Origin of the sequence: Streptomyces sp. NPDC013157 (assembly GCF_042899865.1) — a bacterium.
In the GTDB taxonomy this organism is placed as follows: Bacteria; Actinomycetota; Actinomycetes; order Streptomycetales; family Streptomycetaceae; genus Streptomyces.
This window is the reverse complement of sequence record NZ_JBIBAK010000029.1, coordinates 82,092-103,766: the sequence shown is the minus strand read 5'-3', so window position 1 is coordinate 103,766 and position 21,675 is coordinate 82,092. Positions and strand designations below refer to the sequence as shown.

General features: G+C 71.7%; 22 protein-coding genes and 1 pseudogene. 8 read left to right on the top strand and 15 right to left on the bottom strand.

What is annotated here, in order from left to right:
- Positions 1-102 precede the first annotated feature (102 nt).
- Entirely contained in the window at positions 103-807 is a 705-nt protein-coding gene (locus ACFY6U_RS49925; protein ID WP_390049476.1) for a L,D-transpeptidase, read from the top strand.
- Positions 808-883: 76 nt separating this feature from the next.
- Here ACFY6U_RS49925 and ACFY6U_RS49920 read toward each other — a convergent pair whose 3' ends face one another.
- Both ACFY6U_RS49920 and ACFY6U_RS49915 read right to left on the bottom strand, forming a co-directional pair.
- Positions 884-2,365: a sensor histidine kinase gene (locus ACFY6U_RS49920; protein WP_390049474.1), complete on the bottom strand. Its 1,482-nt coding sequence runs from the start codon at positions 2,363-2,365 to the stop codon at positions 884-886.
- A complete protein-coding gene (locus ACFY6U_RS49915; RefSeq protein ID WP_294001514.1) occupies positions 2,362-3,102 on the bottom strand; it encodes a response regulator transcription factor in 741 nt (246 codons plus the stop codon). The genes ACFY6U_RS49920 and ACFY6U_RS49915 overlap by 4 nt, the downstream gene beginning before the upstream one ends.
- Before the next feature lie 150 nt (positions 3,103-3,252).
- Between ACFY6U_RS49915 and ACFY6U_RS49910 the strand changes: the two genes are divergently transcribed.
- The 7 genes from ACFY6U_RS49910 (at position 3,253) to ACFY6U_RS49880 (ending at position 10,657) form a co-directional block, all read left to right on the top strand.
- The gene (locus tag ACFY6U_RS49910) at positions 3,253-4,611 is read left to right on the top strand and encodes a ferric reductase-like transmembrane domain-containing protein (protein WP_390049472.1); all 1,359 of its coding nucleotides are present in this window, start codon (positions 3,253-3,255) and stop codon (positions 4,609-4,611) included.
- A 10-nt stretch (positions 4,612-4,621) separates the two neighbouring features.
- The gene (locus tag ACFY6U_RS49905; protein WP_390049470.1) at positions 4,622-5,143 is read left to right on the top strand and encodes an FMN-binding protein; all 522 of its coding nucleotides are present in this window, start codon (positions 4,622-4,624) and stop codon (positions 5,141-5,143) included.
- A gap of 59 nt (positions 5,144-5,202) precedes the next feature.
- Positions 5,203-6,585 carry a ferredoxin reductase family protein gene (locus ACFY6U_RS49900; RefSeq protein WP_294001523.1) on the top strand — a complete coding sequence of 461 codons (1,383 nt, stop codon included), beginning with the start codon at positions 5,203-5,205 and terminating at the stop codon, positions 6,583-6,585.
- A gap of 46 nt (positions 6,586-6,631) precedes the next feature.
- A complete protein-coding gene (locus tag ACFY6U_RS49895) occupies positions 6,632-7,432 on the top strand; it encodes an FMN-binding protein (protein WP_390049468.1) in 801 nt (266 codons plus the stop codon).
- 55 nt (positions 7,433-7,487) lie between these two features.
- Positions 7,488-8,228, top strand: coding sequence for an FAD:protein FMN transferase (locus ACFY6U_RS49890; protein ID WP_390049487.1), 741 nt, complete (start codon positions 7,488-7,490; stop codon positions 8,226-8,228).
- A 270-nt stretch (positions 8,229-8,498) separates the two neighbouring features.
- Positions 8,499-8,690 carry a hypothetical protein gene (locus ACFY6U_RS49885; protein ID WP_390049467.1) on the top strand — a complete coding sequence of 64 codons (192 nt, stop codon included), beginning with the start codon at positions 8,499-8,501 and terminating at the stop codon, positions 8,688-8,690.
- 77 nt (positions 8,691-8,767) lie between these two features.
- On the top strand, positions 8,768-10,657 hold the full coding sequence (locus tag ACFY6U_RS49880) for an ABC transporter ATP-binding protein (RefSeq protein WP_390049465.1): 1,890 nt from the start codon (positions 8,768-8,770) through the stop codon (positions 10,655-10,657).
- Here ACFY6U_RS49880 and ACFY6U_RS49875 read toward each other — a convergent pair.
- The 13 genes and pseudogenes from ACFY6U_RS49875 to ACFY6U_RS49815 all read right to left on the bottom strand — a co-directional run bounded on the left by ACFY6U_RS49875 (position 10,576) and on the right by ACFY6U_RS49815 (position 21,668).
- Positions 10,576-11,331: a hypothetical protein gene (locus ACFY6U_RS49875; protein WP_390049464.1), complete on the bottom strand. Its 756-nt coding sequence runs from the start codon at positions 11,329-11,331 to the stop codon at positions 10,576-10,578. The two genes, ACFY6U_RS49880 and ACFY6U_RS49875, sit on opposite strands and share 82 nt — an antisense overlap.
- On the bottom strand, positions 11,321-11,908 hold the full coding sequence (locus ACFY6U_RS49870; RefSeq protein WP_390049462.1) for an RNA polymerase sigma factor: 588 nt from the start codon (positions 11,906-11,908) through the stop codon (positions 11,321-11,323). The genes ACFY6U_RS49875 and ACFY6U_RS49870 overlap by 11 nt, the downstream gene beginning before the upstream one ends.
- 169 nt (positions 11,909-12,077) lie before the next feature.
- On the bottom strand, positions 12,078-12,623 hold the full coding sequence (locus ACFY6U_RS49865) for an arginine repressor (RefSeq protein WP_390049460.1): 546 nt from the start codon (positions 12,621-12,623) through the stop codon (positions 12,078-12,080).
- Positions 12,624-12,630: 7 nt separating this feature from the next.
- Positions 12,631-13,827: an acetylornithine transaminase gene (locus tag ACFY6U_RS49860; protein ID WP_390049458.1), complete on the bottom strand. Its 1,197-nt coding sequence runs from the start codon at positions 13,825-13,827 to the stop codon at positions 12,631-12,633.
- Complete coding sequence (argB, locus tag ACFY6U_RS49855) at positions 13,824-14,726, bottom strand: acetylglutamate kinase (RefSeq protein ID WP_390049456.1); 903 nt, start codon at positions 14,724-14,726, stop codon at positions 13,824-13,826. Before argB ends, ACFY6U_RS49860 begins: the two co-directional genes overlap by 4 nt.
- Positions 14,723-15,874: a bifunctional glutamate N-acetyltransferase/amino-acid acetyltransferase ArgJ gene (gene argJ, locus ACFY6U_RS49850; protein WP_390049454.1), complete on the bottom strand. Its 1,152-nt coding sequence runs from the start codon at positions 15,872-15,874 to the stop codon at positions 14,723-14,725. The genes argB and argJ overlap by 4 nt, the downstream gene beginning before the upstream one ends.
- Positions 15,871-16,899, bottom strand: coding sequence for an N-acetyl-gamma-glutamyl-phosphate reductase (gene argC / locus ACFY6U_RS49845; RefSeq protein WP_390049452.1), 1,029 nt, complete (start codon positions 16,897-16,899; stop codon positions 15,871-15,873). The genes argJ and argC overlap by 4 nt, the downstream gene beginning before the upstream one ends.
- 681 nt (positions 16,900-17,580) lie before the next feature.
- Positions 17,581-17,948, bottom strand: a pseudogene (locus ACFY6U_RS49840) (beta-ketoacyl synthase N-terminal-like domain-containing protein); the annotation flags it as partial.
- A gap of 1 nt (position 17,949) precedes the next feature.
- Positions 17,950-18,594: a CoA transferase subunit B gene (locus ACFY6U_RS49835; protein WP_390049450.1), complete on the bottom strand. Its 645-nt coding sequence runs from the start codon at positions 18,592-18,594 to the stop codon at positions 17,950-17,952.
- The gene (locus tag ACFY6U_RS49830) at positions 18,595-19,350 is read right to left on the bottom strand and encodes a CoA transferase subunit A (protein WP_390049449.1); all 756 of its coding nucleotides are present in this window, start codon (positions 19,348-19,350) and stop codon (positions 18,595-18,597) included. It lies immediately after the preceding gene.
- Entirely contained in the window at positions 19,350-19,646 is a 297-nt protein-coding gene (gene catC / locus ACFY6U_RS49825; protein ID WP_390049447.1) for a muconolactone Delta-isomerase, read from the bottom strand. Before catC ends, ACFY6U_RS49830 begins: the two co-directional genes overlap by 1 nt.
- A gap of 18 nt (positions 19,647-19,664) precedes the next feature.
- Positions 19,665-20,534, bottom strand: coding sequence for a catechol 1,2-dioxygenase (gene catA, locus ACFY6U_RS49820; RefSeq protein WP_390049445.1), 870 nt, complete (start codon positions 20,532-20,534; stop codon positions 19,665-19,667).
- Between the two features lie 30 nt (positions 20,535-20,564).
- Complete coding sequence (locus ACFY6U_RS49815; protein ID WP_390049443.1) at positions 20,565-21,668, bottom strand: mandelate racemase/muconate lactonizing enzyme family protein; 1,104 nt, start codon at positions 21,666-21,668, stop codon at positions 20,565-20,567.
- Between the last annotated feature and the right edge of the window lie 7 nt (positions 21,669-21,675).

Here is a 21,675-nt window from a genome sequence, read left to right as displayed (position 1 = left end):
GACACACCCCACCCAACGCCACACCCCCGGCCCGGGACACCCCCGGACCGATCACACCATACGAATCAACGACCCGCGAAGTACGGGTCTAGCGTCTGAGCCATGCGTCCACGCGTCGTCGCCACTCTCCTGTCCGCGTCCCTGCTGCTGCTCGGTGCGGCACCGGGTGACGGGGACACCTCACCGCTGCCCGCCGAGATGGCCGACACGGGCGGCGGCAGCCAGCTGATCACCGCCGAGGCGTCCGCCCTGAGCTCGACGTCCGGGACGCTCACCTGGTGGGAGCGCCGGGACGGGGCGTGGGTGAAGGTGGGGTCGGCCGATGCCCGCTTCGGGGCGAAGGGGCTGGTCGAGGGGGCCAAGCGGCAGCAGGGCACGAACACGACCCCTACGGGGTTGTACGGCCTTCCGTTCGGGTTCGGGCTCCAGGCGGCGCCTGCGGGGACCGCCGTCGAGTACCGGCCCGTGACGGCGAATTCGTGGTGGTGCCAGGACAACGACTCCGCCTCCTACAACCGTTGGGTGGAACCTCTGCCGTCCGACTGCCGGGCCGCGGAGTCGGAGAAGCTGTCGTCGTACACGACGCAGTACGGGTACGCGCTGGTGATCGGGTTCAACTACGACAAGCCGGTACGGGGACGCGGGGCCGGGATCTTCCTGCACGTCAACGGGGCAGGGGCCACGGCGGGGTGCGTGTCCGTGCCGGAGGACGCGATGCGGCGGATTCTCCAGTGGGCGGATCCGAAGAAGGGGCCGCATATTGCCATCGGGACGGCCGACGGGGACACCGCTCTTACCCGGTATTGAGATGTACGCCGTACGGGGTGCGGTGTGGTGGCACGTGCAGGCCGTTCTGGGCTGAGCGCGCAGTTCCCCGCGCCCCTCAGGGAGTTGCAGTGGCCGGAAGCTGAACAGTGAAGGTCGTCGAACCCAGGTGGCTCTCCACGGTCACCGTTCCCCCGTGTGCCTCCACCACCGCCGCCACGATCGACAGGCCCAGGCCCGCTCCGCCGCCGGAGGTGTCCACGCGACGGCGGTGTTCGGCTCGGGTGAAGCGTTCGAAGACGCCCGGCTGGATGTCCTTCGGGATGCCCGGCCCGTCGTCGTGGACCTGGAGGACCGCCTCCGCGCCGTCCGTCTCCAGGGTCACCGTGACCTTCGTGTCGGCCGGTGTGTGCAGACGGGCGTTGGCCAGCAGGTTGGCCAGCACCTGTTGCAGGCGGTGGGTGTCGCCGGTGACCGTCACCGGGTCCTCGGGGAGGTCCAGGGTCCAGCGGTGGTCCGGGCCCGCGGCGCGGGCGTCGGTGACCGCGTCCAGGATCAGGTGGGTGAGGTCGACCGGCTGGCTCTCCAGGGGCCGGCCCGCGTCCAGGCGGGCCAGGAGGAGGAGGTCGTCGACCATCTCGCCCATCCGGGAGGACTCGGCGGCGATGCGTTCCAGGGCCCGGGTGACCTCGGCGGGTACCGGGCCCGGGTGCAGCAGTGCCAGTTCGGCATGGCCGCGGACCGAGGCGACCGGGGTGCGCAGCTCGTGGCTGGCGTCGGCCGCGAAGGTGCGCAGGCGTTCCTCGCTGGCGTGGCGTTTGGTGAGCGCGTCCTCGACGTGGCCCAGCATCCGGTTGAAGGCGGCGGCCGTCCGGCCGACCTCGCTGCGCGGGTCGGACTCGGGGGCACGGGGCGGCAGGGCGACCTCGCCGCTGGCGAGCGGGAGCTCGCTGACCCGGGTGGCGGTCGCCGCGACCCGGCTCAGCGGGCGCAGGGACCAGCGGACCCAGAGGGCGCCGGCCACCCCGGCCGCGGCGAGGGCGAGGCCGAAGACGCCGGCGGAGACAAGTTCCAGGCGGTGGACGGTGGCCCGTACCGGTTCCAGGGGCAGACCGGTCATCAGGACGTCGCCGTCGAGGCCGGCCCAGGCCACGATCCGGTAGTCGCCGATCGACCTCAGGTGGACCGTGTGTCCCCGGCCGTCCACCGGTACCCCGGCCAGGGCCGTGCGGTCGCCGGTGGTGAGGCCGACGGTCAGGTCCGGGTCGTCGTCGGCCGGGATCAGGGCCGCGTTGGTGATCCGGCCGTTCAGGAGGCGCGCTCCGAAGGTGCCGGCGGCCTGGCGGCGGGTGTCACCGTGCTCGTCGCCGTCCCGGTCGCTGGGCTTGTACCTGCCGTGTTCGAGGGACTGCGGGAAGCTCGGCCCGCTCTGCTGGAGCTGCTGGTCGAGGCGCCCGGTGAGGAAGCCGTTCAGCTCGACGACCGCGGCGACGCCGACAGCCGCGCAGCTCACGGCCAGCAGGACGACCAGGCCCGCGGTGAGGCGGGCGCGCAGGGTGCGGGGGCGGGGCAGGTGCCGTAGCCGTCGTAGGAGGTTCACCGGGTCACCGGCTTGAGGACGTAGCCCGCGCCACGGACCGTGTGGATCATGGGCTCGCGGCCCGCGTCCACCTTCTTGCGCAGGTAGGAGATGTACAGCTCCACGACGTGGGCGCGGCCGCCGAAGTCGTACGACCAGACGCGGTCCAGGATCTGCGCCTTGCTGAGGACGCGGCGCGGGTTACGCATGAGGAAGCGGAGGAGTTCGAACTCGGTCGGGGAGAGTTCGATCAGTTCACCGGCCCTGGTGACCTCACGGGCCTCCTCGTCCATGGCCAGGTCGCCGACGATCAGCCGGGGGCCGTCCTCCTGCTGGCGGGCCATGCCGGCGCGGCGCAGCAGACCGCGCAGCCGGGCGACGACCTCCTCCAGGCTGAACGGCTTGGTCACGTAGTCGTCCCCGCCCGCGGTGATGCCGGCGATCCGGTCCTCGACGGCGTCGCGGGCGGTGAGGAAGAGCACACAGACGTCCGGCTTGACCTGGTGCAGCGAGCGGAGCACGGCGAAGCCGTCGGTGTCCGGGAGCATCACGTCCAGGATCACCGCGTCCGGCAGCAGCTCCCGGGCCACCGCCAGCGCGCTCGCGCCGTCGCCGGCCGCGCGGACCTCCCAGCCCTCGTAGCGCAGGGCACCGGTGAGGACCTCCGCGAGGTCGGGGTCGTCGTCGACGACGAGGACGCGGAGCTGGGTGCCGTCGGGACGGGTGAGGGCGGGGCGGCCGGAGCGGGTCGTGTTCATCGCATCTCCCAGCATCGCTCCTCCGGAGAGCGATGGGCTGCCGCCCGTCCTCTGAATTTCCTCTGAGCCGGCTCAGACGGTCCCGGTTCAGAAGGTGCTCAGAAGTTCGGGTTGCACAGTGGCGTCCTGACCGGAGAAAGGACCCGACTCATGACGACCGTGGACGAAAGGCGCACGGCCCCGGCCGTACCCGCCGTGCCCACGCGCCGCTCCCCCGCCGCCGCGGTGCTCGCCCTGCTGTGGGCCGGGGCCGCGGCCGTGATCCTGCTGTGGTGGTCGGACACGGGCTCCGTCGTGGGCGCGGCGGGCTGGCTGACCGGGGCCGGGCGGATCGCAGGGCTGCTGTGCGGGTACTCCTGCGCGGTGCTCGTCGGCCTGATGGCCCGGGTTCCGCTGCTGGAGGTGCGGGTCGGCTCGGACCGGGTCGCCCGCTGGCACGCGATGGCCGGCCGGTACACGGTCTGTCTGCTGCTCGCGCACGTCGTGCTGATCCTGACCGGGTACGCGGCCCAGGACCACGCCTCCCTCGTCCACGAGACGCTGAACGTCGTCCTGGACTACCCCGACATGCTCAAGGCGACCGCCGGCTCGGTGATCCTCTTCGCCGTCGGCATCACCTCGGTGCGCGCGGCACGCCGCCGTACCAGCTACGAGTTCTGGTACTACGTCCACCTGCTCACCTACGCGGCCGTCTTCCTCGCCTTCTTCCACCAGCTGACGCTCGGCAACGACCTCAACGGCAAGCCGGTCGCCACCGCCTTCTGGTACGCGCTGTACCTGGGGGTCGCGGCGCTGGTGCTGTGGTTCCGGATCCTGGCGCCGGTGCGGCTCAACCTCCGCCACCGGCTGCGGGTGCACTCCGTGCAGCAGGAGGCGCCGGGCGTGTACTCGGTGGTCGTCCAGGGCCGGCGGATCGCGGAACTGGGCGCCCGGTCCGGGCAGTTCTTCCGCTGGCGGTTCTTCGGCGGCGACGGCATGGGCCGGACGTCGACCCCGTACTCGCTCTCGGCACCACCACGCGGCGACCTGCTGCGGATCACGGTCAAGGCGCTCGGCGACCACAGTGCGGCCGTGCCGCTGCTGCGTCCCGGCACCCGGGTCTGGGCGGAGGGCCCGTACGGCTCCCTCACCGCGGACCGGGCGAGCAGCCACCGGACCCTGCTGGTCGCGGCGGGCGTCGGTGTCACCCCTCTGCGGGCGCTCTTCGAGACCCTGCCCGGCGAGGTCACGCTGCTCTACCGGGCGCGTACCGCCGAGGACCTGGCACTCGGCGGCGAACTGGAGGCGATCGCGCGCTGGCGCGGCGCCCAGGTGCTCTACGCCCTGAACGGCCCGCAGGGCGAGCGCCCCGCCCTGACGGCGGAGTCGCTGCGGGCGACCTTCCCGGGCCTCGCCGGATACGACGTGTACATCTGCGGTCCGCACGGCTTCGCCCAGGAGCTGTACGGCGCACTGCGCGCGGCCGGGGTGCCGGACCGCCGTATCCACCACGAGTCGTTCGAGCTGTGAGGTCACTGTCGTGCACGCGCTGAACAAGAACCGTCCCCTGCGCCGCGTCATACTGGCGAGCGCCGCGACCGTCTCGGGGATGGTGATGCTGCTGGCGCTGAAGCCGCACACCGCCCCGACGGTGATCACCGACTCGGCGGCTCCCGCCCCGTCGGCGAGTGCGAGCGCCTCACCGGGCGCGACCAGCGGCTCAGGCAGTTCCAGCAGTTCCAGCAGTTCCAGCGGCTCCGCCAAGTCCGGGAGCAGCAGCACCGGCACCAAGACCGTCACCGGTGACACCGTCCAGACCCGCTGGGGTCCCGTCCAGGTCAAGGTGACCATCAAGAACGGCAAGATCACCGACGTCACGGCGGTCCAGTACCCGTCGGACAACCCCCGGGACCAGGAGATCAACCAGTACGCCCTCCCGCAGCTGCGCAGCGAGGCGCTGGCGGCGCAGAGCGCGAGCATCGACACCGTCTCCGGGGCCACCTACACCAGCCAGGGTTACCAGCAGTCGCTCCAGTCCGCACTGGACTCCGCGGGACTCTGAACGCTCGGGCAATACGGCACGTACCTGTGGGCCAAGGGTCAAGTCCCTACGGAGGAACCGTGACCACCACGCTCGCAGGCGGACGTGCCGCCCGCCGCCAGACGATGCGCCGCATCCGCCCGCGCCGCTCCCCGGCCGTACCGCTGCTGCTCGCCGTATGGGCGGGCGCGGCGGCCGTGCTCTGGCTGTGGTGGCACAACACACCGTCCATCGCCGACCAGAACGGCAAGATCCTCAACGCGGGCCGGATCACCGGCCTGCTGGCCGGCTATCTGATGGCACTCGTGGTGCTGCAGATGGCCCGGGTGCCCGCGCTGGAGCGGCGGGTCGGCTCCGACCGCGTCGCCCGCTGGCACGCGATGAGCGGCCGCTACACGCTCTGCCTGGTCTTCGCGCACGTCTTCCTCATCATGTGGGGCTACGCGCTGCAGGCCGGCAAGACGCTGAACGACATCGTCCAGCAGACCATCGACTCCGTGAACCAGCTTCCCGACATGGGCAAGGCGGCCATCGGGACCGGCCTGTTCGTCGTCATCGGCCTGACCTCGATCGGGCCGGTGCGGCGCAGGATGCCGTACGACACCTGGTACCACGTGCACCTGCTGACCTACGCGGCGGTGTTCCTGACCTTCTGGCACCAGATCACCACCGGCAACGACTTCGCCCTCACGCCGATGGCCAAGACCTTCTGGTACGGGCTGTACGGCGCGGTGACCGCGCTGGTGGTCTGGTACCGGATCCTCACCCCGATCCGGCTCAACCTGCGGCACCGGATGCGGGTCGAGGCGGTCATCGAGGAGACGCCGGGCATCGTGTCGGTGCTGATCGGCGGGCGCAAGCTGCACCGCATGGGCGCGGAGGCCGGCCAGTTCTTCCGCTGGCGGTTCATGGCCCCCGGGATGCGGTTCAGCTCGCACCCGTACTCCCTGTCGGCGGCCCCGCGCCCCGACATGTTGCGGATCACCGTCAAGGCGATCGGCGACCACAGCGCGCGGCTGCGCGAACTACGGCCCGGAACCAAGGTGTGGGCCGAAGGGCCGTACGGGGCGATGACCGCGTCCCGGCGCAGCCGCGGCAAGGTCCTGCTGGTGGCGGGCGGCGTCGGGATCACGCCCATGCGGGCGCTGTTCGAGACGCTGCCCGGCGCCGCGGGCGACCTGACCCTGCTCTACCGGGCCAACACCACGCAGGACCTCGCCCTGTGGGACGAGCTGGCCAAGATCGCCAACGAGCGCGGGGCCCGGCTGATGTACGCGGTCAACAGCCCGGAGGGCGAGCGGCCGGACATCTCCGCGGAGAACCTCCAGCGGAAGATCCCGGACATCGTCGACCACGACGTCTTCATGTGCGGCCCGCCCGGGTTCGCGCAGGGGGTGTACGAAGCACTGCGCGGCGCGGGGGTTCCCGCCCGCCGCATCCATCACGAGTCGTTCGAGATGTGAGCGACGGGACCACACGGGAATCCAGGGAATCGGGAGTTCGTAAACGATGAGGAAGAGTCACCCCATCAGGCGTGTGGTGCTGGCCACCGCGGCGACCGTGTCCGGTGTCGTGCTGCTGCTGTCGCTGAAGCCGTCGTCGGACCCGGCGTCCGCGTCGGCCGCGGGCGCGGCCCCGTCGGCCGCGGCGGCCGGGCAGGAGTCGCCGCAGGGCGGCACCGGGGCCGCCGGCACCACGACGGTGGACGGGGACGCGACCCAGACGCAGTACGGGGTCGTCCAGGTCCGGCTGACCGTCGCGGGCGGCAAGATCACCCAGGCCCAGGCGATCCAGGCGCCCAAGGGCGGCACCAGCGACCAGAAGACCGCGCTGTCGGTGCCGCAGCTCAACAAGGAGACGGTGGCGGCGCAGAGCGCGAACATCGACTCCGTCTCCGGGGCGACGTACACGAGCACCGGTTACAAGCAGTCGCTGCAGTCGGCGCTGGACAAGCTGAAGGAAGCGAGCGCGTCGTCCGGTTCCTCGTCCGGCTCGGCCTCGTCCGGCTCGTCCTCCTCCGGGTCCGCGCAGGCGCAGGCCAAGACGGTGACCGGACAGGTCGCGCAGACGCAGTACGGGCCGGTCCAGGTCCGGATCACCGTATCCGGCGGGAAGATCACCAAGGCGGAGGCGGTGCAGGCGCCCAAGGGCGGCACCAGCGACCAGAAGACGGCGCTCTCCGTGCCGAAGCTCAACCAGGAGGCGGTGGCGGCGCAGAGCGCGAACATCGACTCCGTCTCCGGGGCCACCTACACCAGCACCGGCTACAAGCAGTCCCTGCAGTCGGCGCTGGACCAGGCCGGTGGCTGAGGCGGTGGCCGAGTCCGCGGAGGCTCCCGCCGCGGTGCGTCATGCGGAGGAGGTCATGGGGACCGTCTTCTCCTTCGACGTCCGCGGCGGGGATCCGGATGCCGTACGGGCGGCCCTCGACGAGGCGGTCGCCGCGCTGCACCGGGTCGACGAGGTGTTCAGCACGTACCGCGAGGAGAGCCAGGTGTCCCGGCTGGCGCGGGAGGAGATCGGCGTCGGCGACTGCGATCCCGAGGTGGCCGAGGTGCTGGAGCTGGCGGCCGAGGCGGAGCGGGTGAGCGACGGCTGGTTCAGCACCCGCTACCGGGGGCGGCTCGACCCCACCGGGATCGTGAAGGGCTGGTCCGCGGAGCGGGCGGCGCAGACGCTTGCGCGGGTGGCCGGGGTGAGCGGCGTGAGTGTGAACGGCGGCGGCGACGTCCAGATGTTCGGCGCGCCCGAGCCGACGCGGGCGTGGCGGGTGGGGATCGCCGATCCGTTGCGGCCGGGCGGGCTGGCGGCGGTGATCTCGGCGGCGGGGGTGGCGGAGCTGGCGGTCGCCACGTCCGGTACGGCGGAGCGGGGCGCCCACATCGTCGATCCGCGGACCGGGAAGTCGGCGGTGACGGATCTGGTGGCGGTGACGGTGGTCGGGCCGCGGCTGACGTGGGTGGACTGCTGGGCGACGGCCGCGTTCGCGATGGGGTCACGGGCGGGGTTGGCCTGGCTGGAGTCGCTGCCTGGTGTGGAGGGGCTGCTGATCACGGCGGGGGACGAGGTGCGGTGCACCGGGGGGCTGGCCGCGCGTCTGGGCTGAGGTGGGGGACGCTTACCGGCGCCGGCAGGGTGCCTCCCCCACCCTCGGCTTCGCTCGCGCGGGGGACCCCCATCGGCTGGGTGGCTTGATGGGGCGCGGCTGGACAGCGCCCCTTCAGGGGCGCGGGGAACTGCGCGACCGGCCCCCACCGGCCCGCGGCCGAAGTGCCCTCGGCCTCGCCGCCACATTTTTCGGATTTGTCCCGCCGAACGCGATCCCAAATCCCCTCTCGGCCGTACCCCCTGTGACGCAAGTTTCGGGAGGAACACCATGGCCGTCTTCAGCAACCTGATGCCGTTCAGGAACCGGCACAACGACCACGACCACGACCGCGACGACTTCTCGCGGCACGGGCACCGCCACGACCACGACCACGGTCACGGTCACGGTCACGACCACGGTGACCGTCACGACCACGGTCACGACCACGGCGACCGGCACGACCACGGCGGCCGCTACTGACCACACCCGAAGGCTGAGCGGACCGGCCACCGGGTCAGCCGGCCCGCTTCGCCGATGGTTTCCGAGGAACCCCCCTCATGGCGCGACTGCTGCGGCGTCTGCTGTCGGCCGGCGACCCCTCAGACACCGTGGTCGCCGCCGCCCCCCGGCTCTCCCCGCGCGAGGTCTTCCGGCGGTTCTGGCCGTACACCCGAGGCGGCCGCCGCTGGCTCGTGCCGCTCGTCCTGCTGAGCCTGACCGGCCCGGCCGTCGACGCCGCGGAGCTCTGGCTCTTCAAGTTCGTCGTCGACGACGTGCTCGTCGGCCGGGAGCTGCGGCCCTTCCTGTGGATCGCGCCCGCCTACCTGGGCCTCGTCCTCTGCTCCGGCGTGCTCGGCTTCGCCGACGACGTGACCTCCACCTGGGTCGGCGAACGCTTCCTGCTCGCCCTGCGCGCCGACGTCTTCCGGCATGTCCAGGGGCTCTCGCTCGGCTTCTTCGAGCGTCGGCGGCTCGGGGACGTGCTGTCGAGGGTGACGGGCGACGTCGACGCGGTGGAGACGTTCCTGCTCTCGGGTGTCGCGGACGCCCTGTACTACGTGATCAGCCTGGGCATCTACCTCGGCATGCTGTTCTACCTGCGCTGGGACCTGACCCTGCTCGCCCTCGTCGTCGTACCGCTGTTCTGGTGCGCGGCCCGGTACTTCTCGCGGCTGGTCAGGGAGGTCTCGCGGGAGCGCAGGCGGCGCGGCGGGGCGCTCGGCGCGATCGCCGAGGAGTCGCTGGGCAACGTCGTCCTCGTGCAGGCGTACAACCGGCAGGCGTGGGAGGCACGCCGGTTCGAGCGGGAGAACGCCGGCCGGTTCCGCGCGGCGATGGCCTCGGCGCGGATCCGTGCCGTGTACGCGCCCGCGGTCGAGTTCGTGGAGGTGACCGGCGGCCTCGCGGTGCTGACCCTCGGCACCTGGAAGCTGGCCCAGGGCCAGCTCACGCTCGGCGGACTGCTGGTCTTCCTCGCGCTGATCGGCAAGCTGTACGGCCCGGTCCACGGGCTGTCCGGGCTCGGCACCACCTTCTACACGGCCTCCGCCGCCGCGGAACGGATCATCGAACTGCTCGACGAGCGGCCCCAGGTGACCGAGGCGGCCGGCGCGCGCCGGCTCCGCCGGGCCCGGGGCGCGGTGGAGTTCGACGGGGTGTGGTTCCGCTATCCCGGCACGGCGGCCTGGGCGGTGTCCGACGTGTCGTTCCGGGCGGCTCCCGGGGAGACGCTGGCGCTGGTCGGGGCGAGCGGGTCGGGCAAGTCCACGCTCGTGAAGCTGCAGTTGCGGTTCTACGACCCCGACCGGGGCGCGGTCCGTCTCGACGGGACCGATCTGCGCGAGCTCAGCCTGACCGACGTCCGGGAGAGCATCGCGGTGGTGTTGCAGGAGACGCTCGTCTTCCACGGCACCGTACGGGAGAACATCGCCTACGGCCGGCCGACGGCCACGGAGGCGGAGATCGTCGCGGCGGCGCGGGCCGCGGACGCCCACGAGTTCGTCGAGCGGCTCCCGGACGGCTACGACACGCTCGTCGGGCAGCGCGGCCGGATGCTCTCCGGCGGCCAGTGCCGTCGGCTGGCGATCGCCCGGGCGATGGTCCGGGACGCTCCGGTGCTCCTGCTGGACGAGCCGACCGCCGGGCTGGACGTCCGCTCGGCGCGGCGGATCATGGAGCCGATGCGCCGGCTGATGGCCGGGCGGACCACCGTGGTCATCTCGCACCAGCTGCTGACCGTCCGCGACGCCACCCGGATCGTGGTGCTCGACCACGGCCGGGTCGTCGAGGACGGCGCGCACGCGGACCTCCTCGGGCGCGAGGGGCCGTACGCCCTGCTGCACCGGCTGGCTCGGGAGCGGTGCTGTCATGACACCTCCGGGGTCACCACCTTGCCCTGCTGCAGCCGGGCGGTGGCGAGGACGGAACCGTCCGGGGAGGTCAGGTGAGCGGCGGAGTACCTGGTGAGGTCCACGGGGACCGCCACGCCCCAGTTGCCGCGTCCGTCGCGCACGGGGAAGTCGCCGATCCGCGTGGTCGTACCGTCGGCGCGGGCCAGGAGACAGGTGACCCTGCCGTTGAGAGGGGTGGCGGTGAGGGCGACGGAGACGAACATCCAGGCGGGGCTGCCGGGGTGGGCGTAGACCTCGCCGACGGGCTCCCCGCCGCCGGCCGGGATCATGTCACCGACCAGCACGGGCTCGGACTCGGTCGCGGGCGCCGAGGCGGTGACGGCTCCCTCGACGGCGCTGCCGATCGCCCAGCCGGCGAAGCCGACCGCGACCGCGGCGGTGGCGGCGACCGCGGCGAGCCGCAGCCGGAGGCGCCGGACGCGGCCGCGCCGGCCCTGAGCGGCGCGGGCGGGCCGGGCCCCCGCCGCCCCCGCGGCCTGCTCGGCCAGGCTGCGCGCCACCCGGGTCCCGAAGCCGGGCGGCGGGTCGCTCTCCGGCAGCAGGCCGACCAACCGGTCGCCGATCCCGGTGAGTTGGCGCACGTACTCCCGGCAGTCCGCGCACGCGTCCAGATGGGCGACCGCCGCGGCCCGCTCGCGGCCGGGAAGGACGCCCAGCGCGAGTTCGGCGCCGACTTCACGCAGCTTCTCGCAGTGCGGGTCAGCGGACATGGTCGCCTCCCTTCGGGGACGCGAGCGCGGTGCGGAGTTTCGCCATCGCCGCTCTGATCCGCGTCTTGGCCGTGCCCAGCGGGATCCGCTCCGCGTCGGCGATCTGCTGGGCCGTCATGCCGTAGATGCCGGCCATCATCAGGGCCCGGGCCTGGTCCCGCGGCAGCCGGGCCAGCGCGGCCCGCAGCTGGGTGGAGGCCTCGTCGGCCAGGGCCCACCGTTCGGGGGTCTCGGTGACGGCGTCGAGAAGGGGGTCGAGATCCTCGGGTGCCATCGGTTCCGTCCGCCGGGCCCGGACGGCGTCGACGGCGAGGTTGTGGGCGATGGTGGTGAGCCAGGTCCCGACCGAGCCGCGGCGCGAGTCGTAGATCTGGGCATGCCGCCATGCGCGCTCGAACGTCTGCTGGGCGACGTCCTCGGCGAGCTGCTGGTCCCCGGTGACGGCCATCGCGACCCCGAAGACCCGGTGCTGAAATCTCCGTACGAAGACGCCGGCGAGCTCCGGGTCTCCGGTGGCCAGCCCGGACAGCAGAGCCTCGTCCGGGAGGCGGTCGACAAGGAACCGGAATCCCGACACACCCCTGTATACGTTCGACGGCCGCCAGGGGATTGCCCGCCCGCCTGACCGCTCGCCGCGGAAGATCACAGGGCCATTGTCCGTCGGCGGACCGGGTCCCGCACGCGGTCGGCGGCGGATCGGCGACCCCCGACAGCCCTCGTCAGCCCCCGTCGGCCCTCGGGGGCCGTCAGTGGCCGTTCTGGGCCAGCCGCAGCAGGTGGTCCGCGAGGGCCTGCCCGCCGGTCGGCTCCCTGCTGATCAGCAGCACCGTGTCGTCCCCGGCGATCGTCCCGAGGATGTCGTGCAGCTCCGCCTGGTCGATCGAGGACGCGAGGAACTGGGCCGCGCCGGGCGGGGTGCGCAGGACGACCAGGTTCGCCGAGGCCTCGGCCGCGATCAGGAGTTCCTGGGAGAGGCGGCGCATCCGCTCCTCCTTCGCCGACTCCCCCAGCGGGGCGCGGGGGGTGCGGAAGCCGCCCTCGCTCGGGACCGCGTAGATCAGCTCGCCGTCGGTGTTGCGGATCTTGACCGCGTTCAGCTCGTCGAGGTCCCGGGAGAGCGTCGCCTGGGTGACCGTCAGGCCGTCGTCGGCGAGCAGTTTGGCGAGCTGGCTCTGCGAGCGCACCGGCTGCCGGTTGAGGATGTCCACGATCCGGCGGTGCCGGGCGGTCCGGGTCTGCGGCACCGCAGCCCCCGTCCCGCCGGACTGGTCGAACTCCTGCGCCTGGCTCATCGTCGTCTCATTCTCCGGATCGTCCGTCCCCGCTCGCTGCGTCGAGGATGCCGGGCAGGGCGCGCAGCAGCGCGTCCGCCTCGGCGTCGCGGAGGTTCAGCGGCGGCATCAGCCGTACGACGTCGGGAGCGGGCGCGTTCACCAGGAACCCGGCCTCCTGAGCCGCCTGCTGCACCTGCGCTGCCAGCGGCTCGGTGAGCACGATACCCAGGAGGAGGCCCGCGCCCCGGACATAATCGATCAACCGGTGGCCGAGACCCTCGATTCCGTCCCGCAACCTCCCGCTCTGCCGCTTGACGTTCTCCAGCAACCCCTCGTTCTCGATGGTGTCGAGGACGGCGAGGCCGGCGGCGCAGGCGACCGGGTTGCCGCCGAAGGTGGTGCCGTGGTGGCCGGGCTGGAGCAGTTCGGCGGCGCGGCCGAAGGCCACGGTCGCGCCGAGCGGCAGCCCGCCGCCGAGCTGCTTGGCGAGGGTGACGACATCGGGCAGCACGCCCTCGTGGGCCTGGTACTCGAACCAGGTGCCGGTGCGGCCGATCCCGGTCTGCACCTCGTCGAGGACGAGCAGCGCGCCGGTGGCGGCGGTGATCGCGCGGGCCGCCTTGAGGTAGCCGGCCGGGGGCACGACCACACCGTTCTCGCCCTGGATCGGCTCGATGACGACGAGGGCGGTCTCCTCGGTGACGGCGGCGGCCAGCGCCTGCGGGTCGCCGTAGGGCACGTGGGTGACGTCCGCGGGCAGCGGGCGGAACGGGTCCTGCTTGGCGGGCTGTCCGGTGAGCGCGAGGGCGCCCATCGTCCGGCCGTGGAAGCCACCGTCGGTGGCGACCATGTGGGTCCGCCCGGTCAGCCGGCCCATCTTGAAGGCGGCCTCGTTGGCCTCGGCGCCGGAGTTGCAGAAGAAGACCCTGCCCTCCCGGCCGAAGAGCTGGAGGAGCCGCTCGGCGAGGGTCACGGTGGGCTCGGCCATGAAGAAGTTGGAGATGTGGCCGAGGGACGCGATCTGCTCGCTCACGGCCTCGACGATCGCCGGGTGGGCGTGGCCGAGCGCGTTGGTGGCGATGCCGCCGACGAAGTCGAGGTACTCGTGGCCCTCGGTGTCCCAGACCTTGACGCCCTCGCCGCGCACGAGGGGCAGCCGCGGGGTGCCGTAGTTGTTCATGAGCGCGCCCTGCCAGCGCGTGGTCAGTTCCCGGTTGCTCATGACTCCCCCTCCTGGTCCGGCACGACCATCGTGCCGATGCCTTCGTCCGTGAAGATCTCCAGCAGGATCGAGTGCTGGACCCGGCCGTCGATGACGCGGGCGGTGGTGACGCCGTTGCGCACGGCGTGCAGGCAGCCCTCCATCTTCGGCACCATGCCGGAGCTCAGCTCCGGCAGCAGCTTCTCCAGTTGGGAAGCGGTGAGGCGGCTGATCACCTCGTCGGAGTTCGGCCAGTCCTCGTAGAGGCCCTCCACGTCGGTGAGGACCATGAGGGTTTCGGCGCCAAGAGCAGCAGCGAGTGCCGCAGCCGCCGTATCAGCATTGACGTTGTAGACATGTCCGTCGTCCTGGGAGCGGGCGATCGAGGAGACGACCGGGATCCGGCCGTCGGCGAGCAGGGCCTCGATCGCGCCCGTGTCGATCGCGGTGATCTCGCCGACCCGCCCGATGTCGACGAGTTCGCCGTCGATCTCGGGCCGGTGCTTGGTGGCGGTGATGGTGTGGGCGTCCTCGCCGGTCAGTCCGACGGCGAGCGGGCCGTGCTGGTTGAGCAGGTTGACCAGCTCGCGCTGGACCTGCCCGGCGAGCACCATCCGGACGACGTCCATGGCGTCCTCGGTGGTGACCCGGAGCCCGGCCTTGAATTCGCTGACGATGCCGTGCCTGTCCAGCGCGGCGCTGATCTGCGGGCCGCCGCCGTGCACGACGACCGGCTTGAGGCCGGCGTGGTGCAGGAAGACGACGTCCTGGGCGAAGGCCGCCTTCAGGTCCTCGTCGATCATGGCGTTGCCGCCGAACTTGATCACGACGGTCTTGCCGTTGTGACGGACCAGCCAGGGCAGCGCCTCGATGAGGGTCTGCGCCTTGGGCAGCGCGGTGTGCTTACGCGTGGTGCTCATGACGAATACGCGCTGTTCTCGTGGACGTAGTCGGCGGTCAGATCGTTGGTCCAGATGGTGGCGGTCTCGGCGCCCGCGGCCAGGTCGGCGACGATGTGCACCTCGCGGTAGCGCATGTCGACCTTCTCGCGGTCCTCGCCGACGCCGCCGTTCTTGCAGACCCAGACGCCGTTGATGGCGACGTTGAGCCGGTCCGGCTCGAAGGCGGCCTTCGTCGTGCCGATCGCGGAGAGCACGCGGCCCCAGTTGGGGTCCTCGCCGTGGATGGCGCACTTGAGGAGGTTGTTGCGGGCGATGGAGCGGCCCACCTCGACGGCGTCGTCCTCGGAGGCGGCGTTGACCACCTCGACCCTGATGTCCTTGCTGGCGCCCTCGGCGTCCCGGATCAGCTGCTGGCCGAGGTCGTCGCAGACGGCGCGGACGGCCTCGGCGAACTCCTCGTAATCCGGGGTGACGTCGGCCGCGCCCGAGGCGAGCAGCAGCACGGTGTCGTTGGTGGACATGCAGCCGTCGGAGTCGACGCGGTCGAAGGTCGTCCGGGTCGCGGCCCGCAGCGCCTTGTCGAGCACCTCGCTCTCGACGACCGCGTCCGTGGTGAGGACGACCAGCATGGTGGCGAGGCCGGGGGCGAGCATGCCCGCGCCCTTCGCCATCCCGCCGACGGTCCAGCCGTCCTTCGTCACGACCGACGTCTTGTGCACGGTGTCGGTGGTCTTGATGGCGATGGCGGCCTTCTCGCCGCCGTGCTCGGAGAGCTGGGCCGCGGCGGCCTCGACTCCCGGCAGCAGCTTGTCCATGGGCAGGAGCACGCCGATCAGGCCGGTCGAGCAGACCGCGACCTCGATGGCGCCGCGCCCGAGCACCTCGGCCGCCTTCTCGGCGGTCGCGTGGGTGTCCTGGAAGCCCTTGGGGCCGGTACAGGCGTTGGCGCCGCCGGAGTTGAGGACGACGGCGGAGACCTGGCCGCTCTTGAGGACCTGCTCGGACCACAGCACCGGCGCGGCCTTCACGCGGTTGGAGGTGAAGACGCCCGCGGCGGCGCGGCGGGGCCCGGTGTTGACCACGAGGGCCAGGTCCGGGTTGCCGTTCTCCTTGATCCCGGCGGCGATGCCCGCGGCCGTGAATCCCTTCGCTGCCGTCACGCTCACGGCGCAACTCCGATCGTGGTCAGCCCGGTGGTCTCGGCGAGACCCAGGGCGAGGTTCATGCTCTGGACGGCACCGCCGGCGGTGCCCTTGGTCAGGTTGTCGATGGCGCTGATCGCGATGATGCGGCCCACCGCCTCGTCGTACGCGACCTGCACCTGAACGGCGTTGGAACCGTAGACGGACGCCGTGGCGGGCCACTGGCCCTCGGGCAGCAGGTGGACGAAGGGCTCGTCGGCGTAGGCCTTCTCGTAGACCGCGCGCACCGACTCCGCCGTCACCCCGTCCACGGCCCTGGCGCTGCACGTGGCGAGGATGCCCCGGGGCATCGGCGCGAGCGTCGGCGTGAAGGAGACGGCGACCCGCTCCCCCGCCACCGCGCTCAGGTTCTGGATCATCTCGGGGGTGTGCCGGTGGCCGCCGCCGACACCGTACGGCGACATGGAGCCCATGACCTCGCTGCCCAGCAGATGCGGCTTGGGCGCCTTGCCCGCGCCGGAGGTGCCGGACGCGGCGACGATCAGGGCCTCGGGCTCGGCGATCCGGGCGGCGTAGGCCGGGTACAGGGCCAGGGAGACGGCGGTGGGGTAGCAACCGGGTACCGCGATGCGCTTGGACCCCTCCAGCGCGGCGCGGGCACCCGGAAGTTCGGGGAGGCCGTAGGGCCAGGTACCGGCGTGCGGGGAGCCGTAGAACTTCTCCCAGTCGGCCGGGTCGGTCAGCCGGAAGTCGGCGCCCATGTCGACGACGAGGACGTCCGGGCCGAGCTGCTCGGCGACGGCGGCGGACTGCCCGTGCGGGAGCGCGAGGAAGACGACGTCGTGCCCGGCGAGGGCCTCGGGGGTCGTCTCCGCCAGCACGCGGTCGGCAAGCGGCAGCAGATGCGGCTGGAGCGCGCCGAGGCGCTGGCCCGCGTTGGAGTTGCCGGTCAGGGTGCCGATCTCGACCTCGGGGTGCGCGAGGAGCAGCCGCAGGACCTCTCCGCCCGCGTACCCGCTCGCTCCGGCCACCGCCGCACGTACCGCCATGTCCATCCTCCTCCAGATGGCATGACTATACGGTTCCCTGCACTTTTATGCAACGCATGTCATCCCCGCGTACCCGAACGCAGTGTGACCGAGAACTTTAGTTGGCACATGGGGCACGCAAGTTGGCAAATCTTGGGCCCGTCACACTGTGTTGCGGGCAGTACACAAGAAACGCCCCGCTCACCGATCGCGCTGCTTCCCTGGATGAATGGACGAGGCAGGGCGAGCGAAGATCCCGTCGGATTCAAGTCATCTGGACCAGCTTGTCACGGCGTACGACGGGGACGCCGGGTTCCGGGATCGACTGCGTCTCGGGGACGACTGGACTCGTCGGTGGAGCTCGACGTGGCGGACAGGCGCCGACGATGTCTGCTGGCCGATCCGGGATATGGCTCACGTGCCGGTGCTGTTGTCCCGGCCGATGCGAGGGTTCACGTGGCGGGCGAAGCAGGGACATCGCCCCGGACTCGAGATGATGACGTCAACGGGCGGGAAGCATGGCTTTGAGTCGCTGGAGGAAATGCGGCTGCTGGTCGCGTTGGACTTCCTGGGCGCATCGGAGGTGCTGTCGCAGCCGTTCCGGCCGGACTTTGAGCACGTCGGCGGGCAGTCCTGGCACATCCCGGACTACCTGGCCGTGTTCGGTGGAGGGATGTGGCTGCTGGACGTCCGCCCGATTGACGCGCGGGTCATGGACTCCACCCCGCCCACCACGATGACGCTCGCGTCTCCGAGCGCGATCGCCGGTAGCCCTGGATGACGGCTTCGAGGCCGGAGGCGCACAGCCGGTTGACGGTCACCCCCGGCACGGAAGTGGGCAGTCCGGCGAGCAGGGCGGCCATGCGGGCGACATTGCGGTTCTCCTCGCCGGCGCCGTTGGCGTTGCCGAAATGCACGACGCCTATGGCGGACGGGTCCAACTCGGGTGTGTGGCCCAGGAGTTGTCGGATGACGTGGGCGGCCAGGTCGTCGGGGCGGACGGCGGCGAGGGCGCCGTAGTAGCGGCCGATCGGGGTGCGCACCGCGTCCACGATGTAGACGGTCTTCATGTCAGGCGAGGCCCTCCGGGACGATCAGCTTGGCATCGGTCCGGGCGGTGACCTCCTCGACGGAGATGCGCGGCGCGGTTTCGACGAGGACCAGTCCGTCGTCGATGACGTCGAGGACGCCGAGGTCGGTGATGATCCGGTTCACGCACGCCCTGCCGGTGAGCGGCAGGGCGCACTCGGTGAGGATCTTCGGGCTGCCGTCCTTGGCGGTGTGGGTCATCACCACGATCACTTGGCGGGCGCCGTGGACCAGGTCCATCGCCCCGCCGATCCCGGTCACCAGCTTTCCCGGAATGGCCCAGTTGGCCAGATCACCGCGCTCGGAGACCTGCATCGCGCCCAGCACGGCGACGTCGATGTGCCCGCCGCGGATCATGGCGAAGGAGAGCGCCGAGTTGAAGAAGGAGGCGCCGGGCAGGACGGTGACCGTCTCCTTGCCGGCGTTGATCAGGTCCGGGTCGACCTGGTCCTCGGTGGGGTAGGGGCCGGTGCCCAGGATGCCGTTCTCCGACTCCAGCACCACCTCCACGTCATCGGGCAGGTAGTTGGGGATCAGTGTGGGCAGTCCGATGCCGAGGTTGACGTACTGCCCGTCCTTCAGCTCGTGGGCGGCGCGAGCGGCCATCTGTTCGCGAGTCCAGGCCATCTAGGGGCTCACCGTCCGCTGCTCGATCTTCTTGTCCGCCGCCTGCTGAGGGGTGAGCGCGACCATGCGCTGCACGAAGATGCCCGGCAGATGCACTGCATCGGGGTCGATCGCGCCGGGTTCGACCAGTTCCTCCACCTCGGCGATGGTGATGCGCCCGGCCATCGCCGCCAGCGGGTTGAAGTTGCGGGAGGACTTGTTGAACACCAGGTTTCCGTGCCGGTCTCCGCGGGCCGCGCGCACCAGGGCGTAGTCGGTGCGGATGCCGCGCTCCAGGACGTACTCCACGCCGTCGAACTCCCGCACCTCCTTCGGCGGCGAGGCCAGCGCGACGCCGCCGGAACCGTCGTAGCGCCAGGGCAGCCCACCCTCGGCGACCTGCGTGCCCACCCCGGCCGGGGTGTAGAAGGCGGGGATCCCGGCGCCCCCGGCACGCAGCCGCTCGGCCAGCGTGCCCTGGGGGATCAGTTCCACCTCCAGCTCCCCGGCCAGGTACTGGCGGGCGAACTCCTTGTTGGCGCCGATGTAGGAGCCGGTCACCCGGGCGATCCGGCCCGCGGCCAGCAGGACCGCGAGACCGGATTCCAGGGCGCCGCAGTTGTTCGACACCACACTCAGCCCGCTGACCCCGCGCTCGTACAACGCCTGGATGAGTACGTTCGGCACACCGCTGAGCCCGAACCCGCCCACCGCCTGCGAGGCACCCTCCGGTATGTCGGCCTCCGCCTCGTGGGCGGTGGCCACCGTCTTGTCCATCAGGCCGCTTCCTCGCCGGCCGCGAGGTCGGACGGGTGCTGGGCCAGGGGCGTGACCTCGACGCTCATGTAGGGGAAGAGCGGCAGGTTCCAGAGGATCCGGTGCAGCGCCTCGTTGTCGGCGACGTCGAAGACGCTGATGTTGGCGTACTGGCCGACGCACCGCCAGATGTGCACCCACTCACCGGTCTTCTGCAGTTCCTGGCAGTAGGCCTTCTCCCGGGCCACCAGGTCCGCGCGGACCTCGGGGTCGAGGTCCCGCGGAATCTCCACGTCCATGCGCACCGCGAACAGCATCGCGTTTCCTCCGGTCCTTCACTGTTCCGGCGCGAGCTCGAGGTCGTAGTGGACCTCGTGCCCGGTGCCGTCCGCCGCCGGGGCGGGGTCGAGGACCAGCTCGGGCTTGACGGCGGAGGCGATGTCATCGGTGACGTGCTCGCCGCCGCGGAAGTACAGCTGGGTGGTGAGCGTCTGGTGGCCGGGTGCGCTGGCCTTCAGGTGGAGGTGGGCGGGGCGCCACGCGTGCCAGCCGGCGGCGGCGATCAGCCTGCCGCAGGAGCCGTCCGTCGGGATCTGGTAGGGGGCCGGCTGGACGGTGCGGATACTGAACGAGCCCTTCTCGTCGGCGGTGAGCCGTCCGCGCAGGTTCCATTCCGGTAGGCCCGGCGCGAACTGCGCGTACAGGCCATCGGCGTCGGCCTGCCAGATGTCGACCAGGGCGCCGGGCAGCGGGGTGCCGTCGGCGCTGCGCACCTGGCCCTGGAAGAGGAGGGGGGTACCGCTCTCGCCCTCGCGCATGGGCAGGGTGGCGTCCGCGGACAGGGCCGGGGCGTCCGGCACGTAGTACGGCCCTTCGATGGTGCCCTTGCTGCCGGGGCGGGCCTCGTTGTTGACCTCCTCGACCACGTGTTCCACCCACACGTCGAGGAAGAGCGGCCACTCACCGTCGAGGCCGACCTGGATCAGCCAGGCCTTGAGGGCGTCGTACTCGGCGTAGGTGACCTTGTGACGGCGGATCACGTCGTGTACCGCGGCCAGGACCTCCGAGGCGAGCGTGCTGACCCGCTCCTCGCTACTGGCGGCCTCGCTGCGCTCTTTGGCCTGGAAACGCTCGGTCGCCGAGGCTCCGGAGGCAGCGGCGGTGGCCTTCTGTTCCGTGCTCTGCTGTGTGGTGACGTCGGTCATGTCCGGCTCTCCTTCGAGCTGGTGGAAGGGTCAGGTGTCCTGGCGGTAGTGCTTCAGCTTGTGGTCGTCGATCTCGATGCCGAGGCCGGCGGCCGCGCGTACGCGGACCGTGCCGTTCTCGATCCGCAGCGGCTCGGCGAGCAGGTCGTCGGTCATGTCGAGGAAGTTGGACAGTTCCGCGGGGCGCCGCGCGGTGGTCGGGAAGGCGGCTCCGAACGCGGCGCTGCACAGGGAGCCGATCTGGCCGTCGATCTGGTTGCCCATCACCACATCGACGCCCAGGCCCTCGCACTGGTGGACGATGCGCTGGGACTGGGTGAAGCCCGTGCGTGCCGTCTTCACGCTCACCCCGTGCGCCGCCCCGGCGAGGAGTTCGCGGGTGACCTCGGCGGGCCGGGTGGCGCTCTCGTCGGCGTACAGCGGGATGCTGCTGTGCTCGGCGAGCCAGCGCCGGGCGAGGACGTCGTCGGCCGGGCACAGCTCCTCGGCGAAGGTGAGGCCCACGTCCTCCAGCTCGCGCAGGGCGCGGGCCGATTCGGCCGCGGTCCAGCCCCGGTTGCCGTCGATGTAGAGCTCCACGTCCTCGCCGAGGGCTTCGCGCAGGGCGCGGGTGGCCTCGACGTCGTCCCGGTAGGGGCGGCGCCCGACCTTCACCTTGAAGGCGGTGATGCCGTACTCGGCGCGCAACTTCTCGGCCTCGGCCACCATCTCGGCCGCCGGGGCGAAGCCGACCATGTGGGCGACCCGCATCCGGTCGGTGAACCCGCCGAGGAGCTCGGTCACCGACACGCCCAGCGACTGGCCTATGACGTCCCACAGAGCCATGTCGAGGGCGGCCTTGGCGGTGGGGTTGCCGACCGTCCTGGCCAGCCGGGCCCAGATCGCCTCGCGGCGCAGCGCGGACTCGCCCAGGATCTGCGGGGCGAAGACGGTGGCGATCACGGCGATGATCGACGCCTGGGTCTCGCCGTAGGTGAAGGGGCGGGGTGGCGCCTCCGCCGTGCCGGTGATCCCGTCCTCGGTGTGGACGCGGACGAGTACGTGCTCGGCCGTGCCCACCTCTCCGCTCGCGAAGCGCAGCGCCTTGCGGTAGGGGATGGCGAACGGGATCGTCTCGATCCTGGTGATCTTCACGTCTGGT

Coding starts and splice junctions, on each gene's coding strand:
- ACFY6U_RS49875 (WP_390049464.1), bottom strand. CDS start 11,331: ATGTCCGCTGACCCGCACTGCGAGAAGCTGCGTGAAGTCGGCGCCGAA.
- ACFY6U_RS49835 (WP_390049450.1), bottom strand. CDS start 18,594: ATGGCCTGGACTCGCGAACAGATGGCCGCTCGCGCCGCCCACGAGCTG.
- ACFY6U_RS49925 (WP_390049476.1), top strand. CDS start 103: ATGCGTCCACGCGTCGTCGCCACTCTCCTGTCCGCGTCCCTGCTGCTG.
- ACFY6U_RS49890 (WP_390049487.1), top strand. CDS start 7,488: ATGGGGACCGTCTTCTCCTTCGACGTCCGCGGCGGGGATCCGGATGCC.
- ACFY6U_RS49830 (WP_390049449.1), bottom strand. CDS start 19,350: ATGGACAAGACGGTGGCCACCGCCCACGAGGCGGAGGCCGACATACCG.
- catA (WP_390049445.1), bottom strand. CDS start 20,534: ATGACCGACGTCACCACACAGCAGAGCACGGAACAGAAGGCCACCGCC.
- ACFY6U_RS49895 (WP_390049468.1), top strand. CDS start 6,632: ATGAGGAAGAGTCACCCCATCAGGCGTGTGGTGCTGGCCACCGCGGCG.
- ACFY6U_RS49885 (WP_390049467.1), top strand. CDS start 8,499: ATGGCCGTCTTCAGCAACCTGATGCCGTTCAGGAACCGGCACAACGAC.
- ACFY6U_RS49915 (WP_294001514.1), bottom strand. CDS start 3,102: ATGAACACGACCCGCTCCGGCCGCCCCGCCCTCACCCGTCCCGACGGC.
- catC (WP_390049447.1), bottom strand. CDS start 19,646: ATGCTGTTCGCGGTGCGCATGGACGTGGAGATTCCGCGGGACCTCGAC.
- ACFY6U_RS49865 (WP_390049460.1), bottom strand. CDS start 12,623: ATGAGCCAGGCGCAGGAGTTCGACCAGTCCGGCGGGACGGGGGCTGCG.
- ACFY6U_RS49860 (WP_390049458.1), bottom strand. CDS start 13,827: ATGAGCAACCGGGAACTGACCACGCGCTGGCAGGGCGCGCTCATGAAC.
- ACFY6U_RS49910 (WP_390049472.1), top strand. CDS start 3,253: ATGACGACCGTGGACGAAAGGCGCACGGCCCCGGCCGTACCCGCCGTG.
- ACFY6U_RS49880 (WP_390049465.1), top strand. CDS start 8,768: ATGGCGCGACTGCTGCGGCGTCTGCTGTCGGCCGGCGACCCCTCAGAC.
- argC (WP_390049452.1), bottom strand. CDS start 16,899: ATGGCGGTACGTGCGGCGGTGGCCGGAGCGAGCGGGTACGCGGGCGGA.
- argB (WP_390049456.1), bottom strand. CDS start 14,726: ATGAGCACCACGCGTAAGCACACCGCGCTGCCCAAGGCGCAGACCCTC.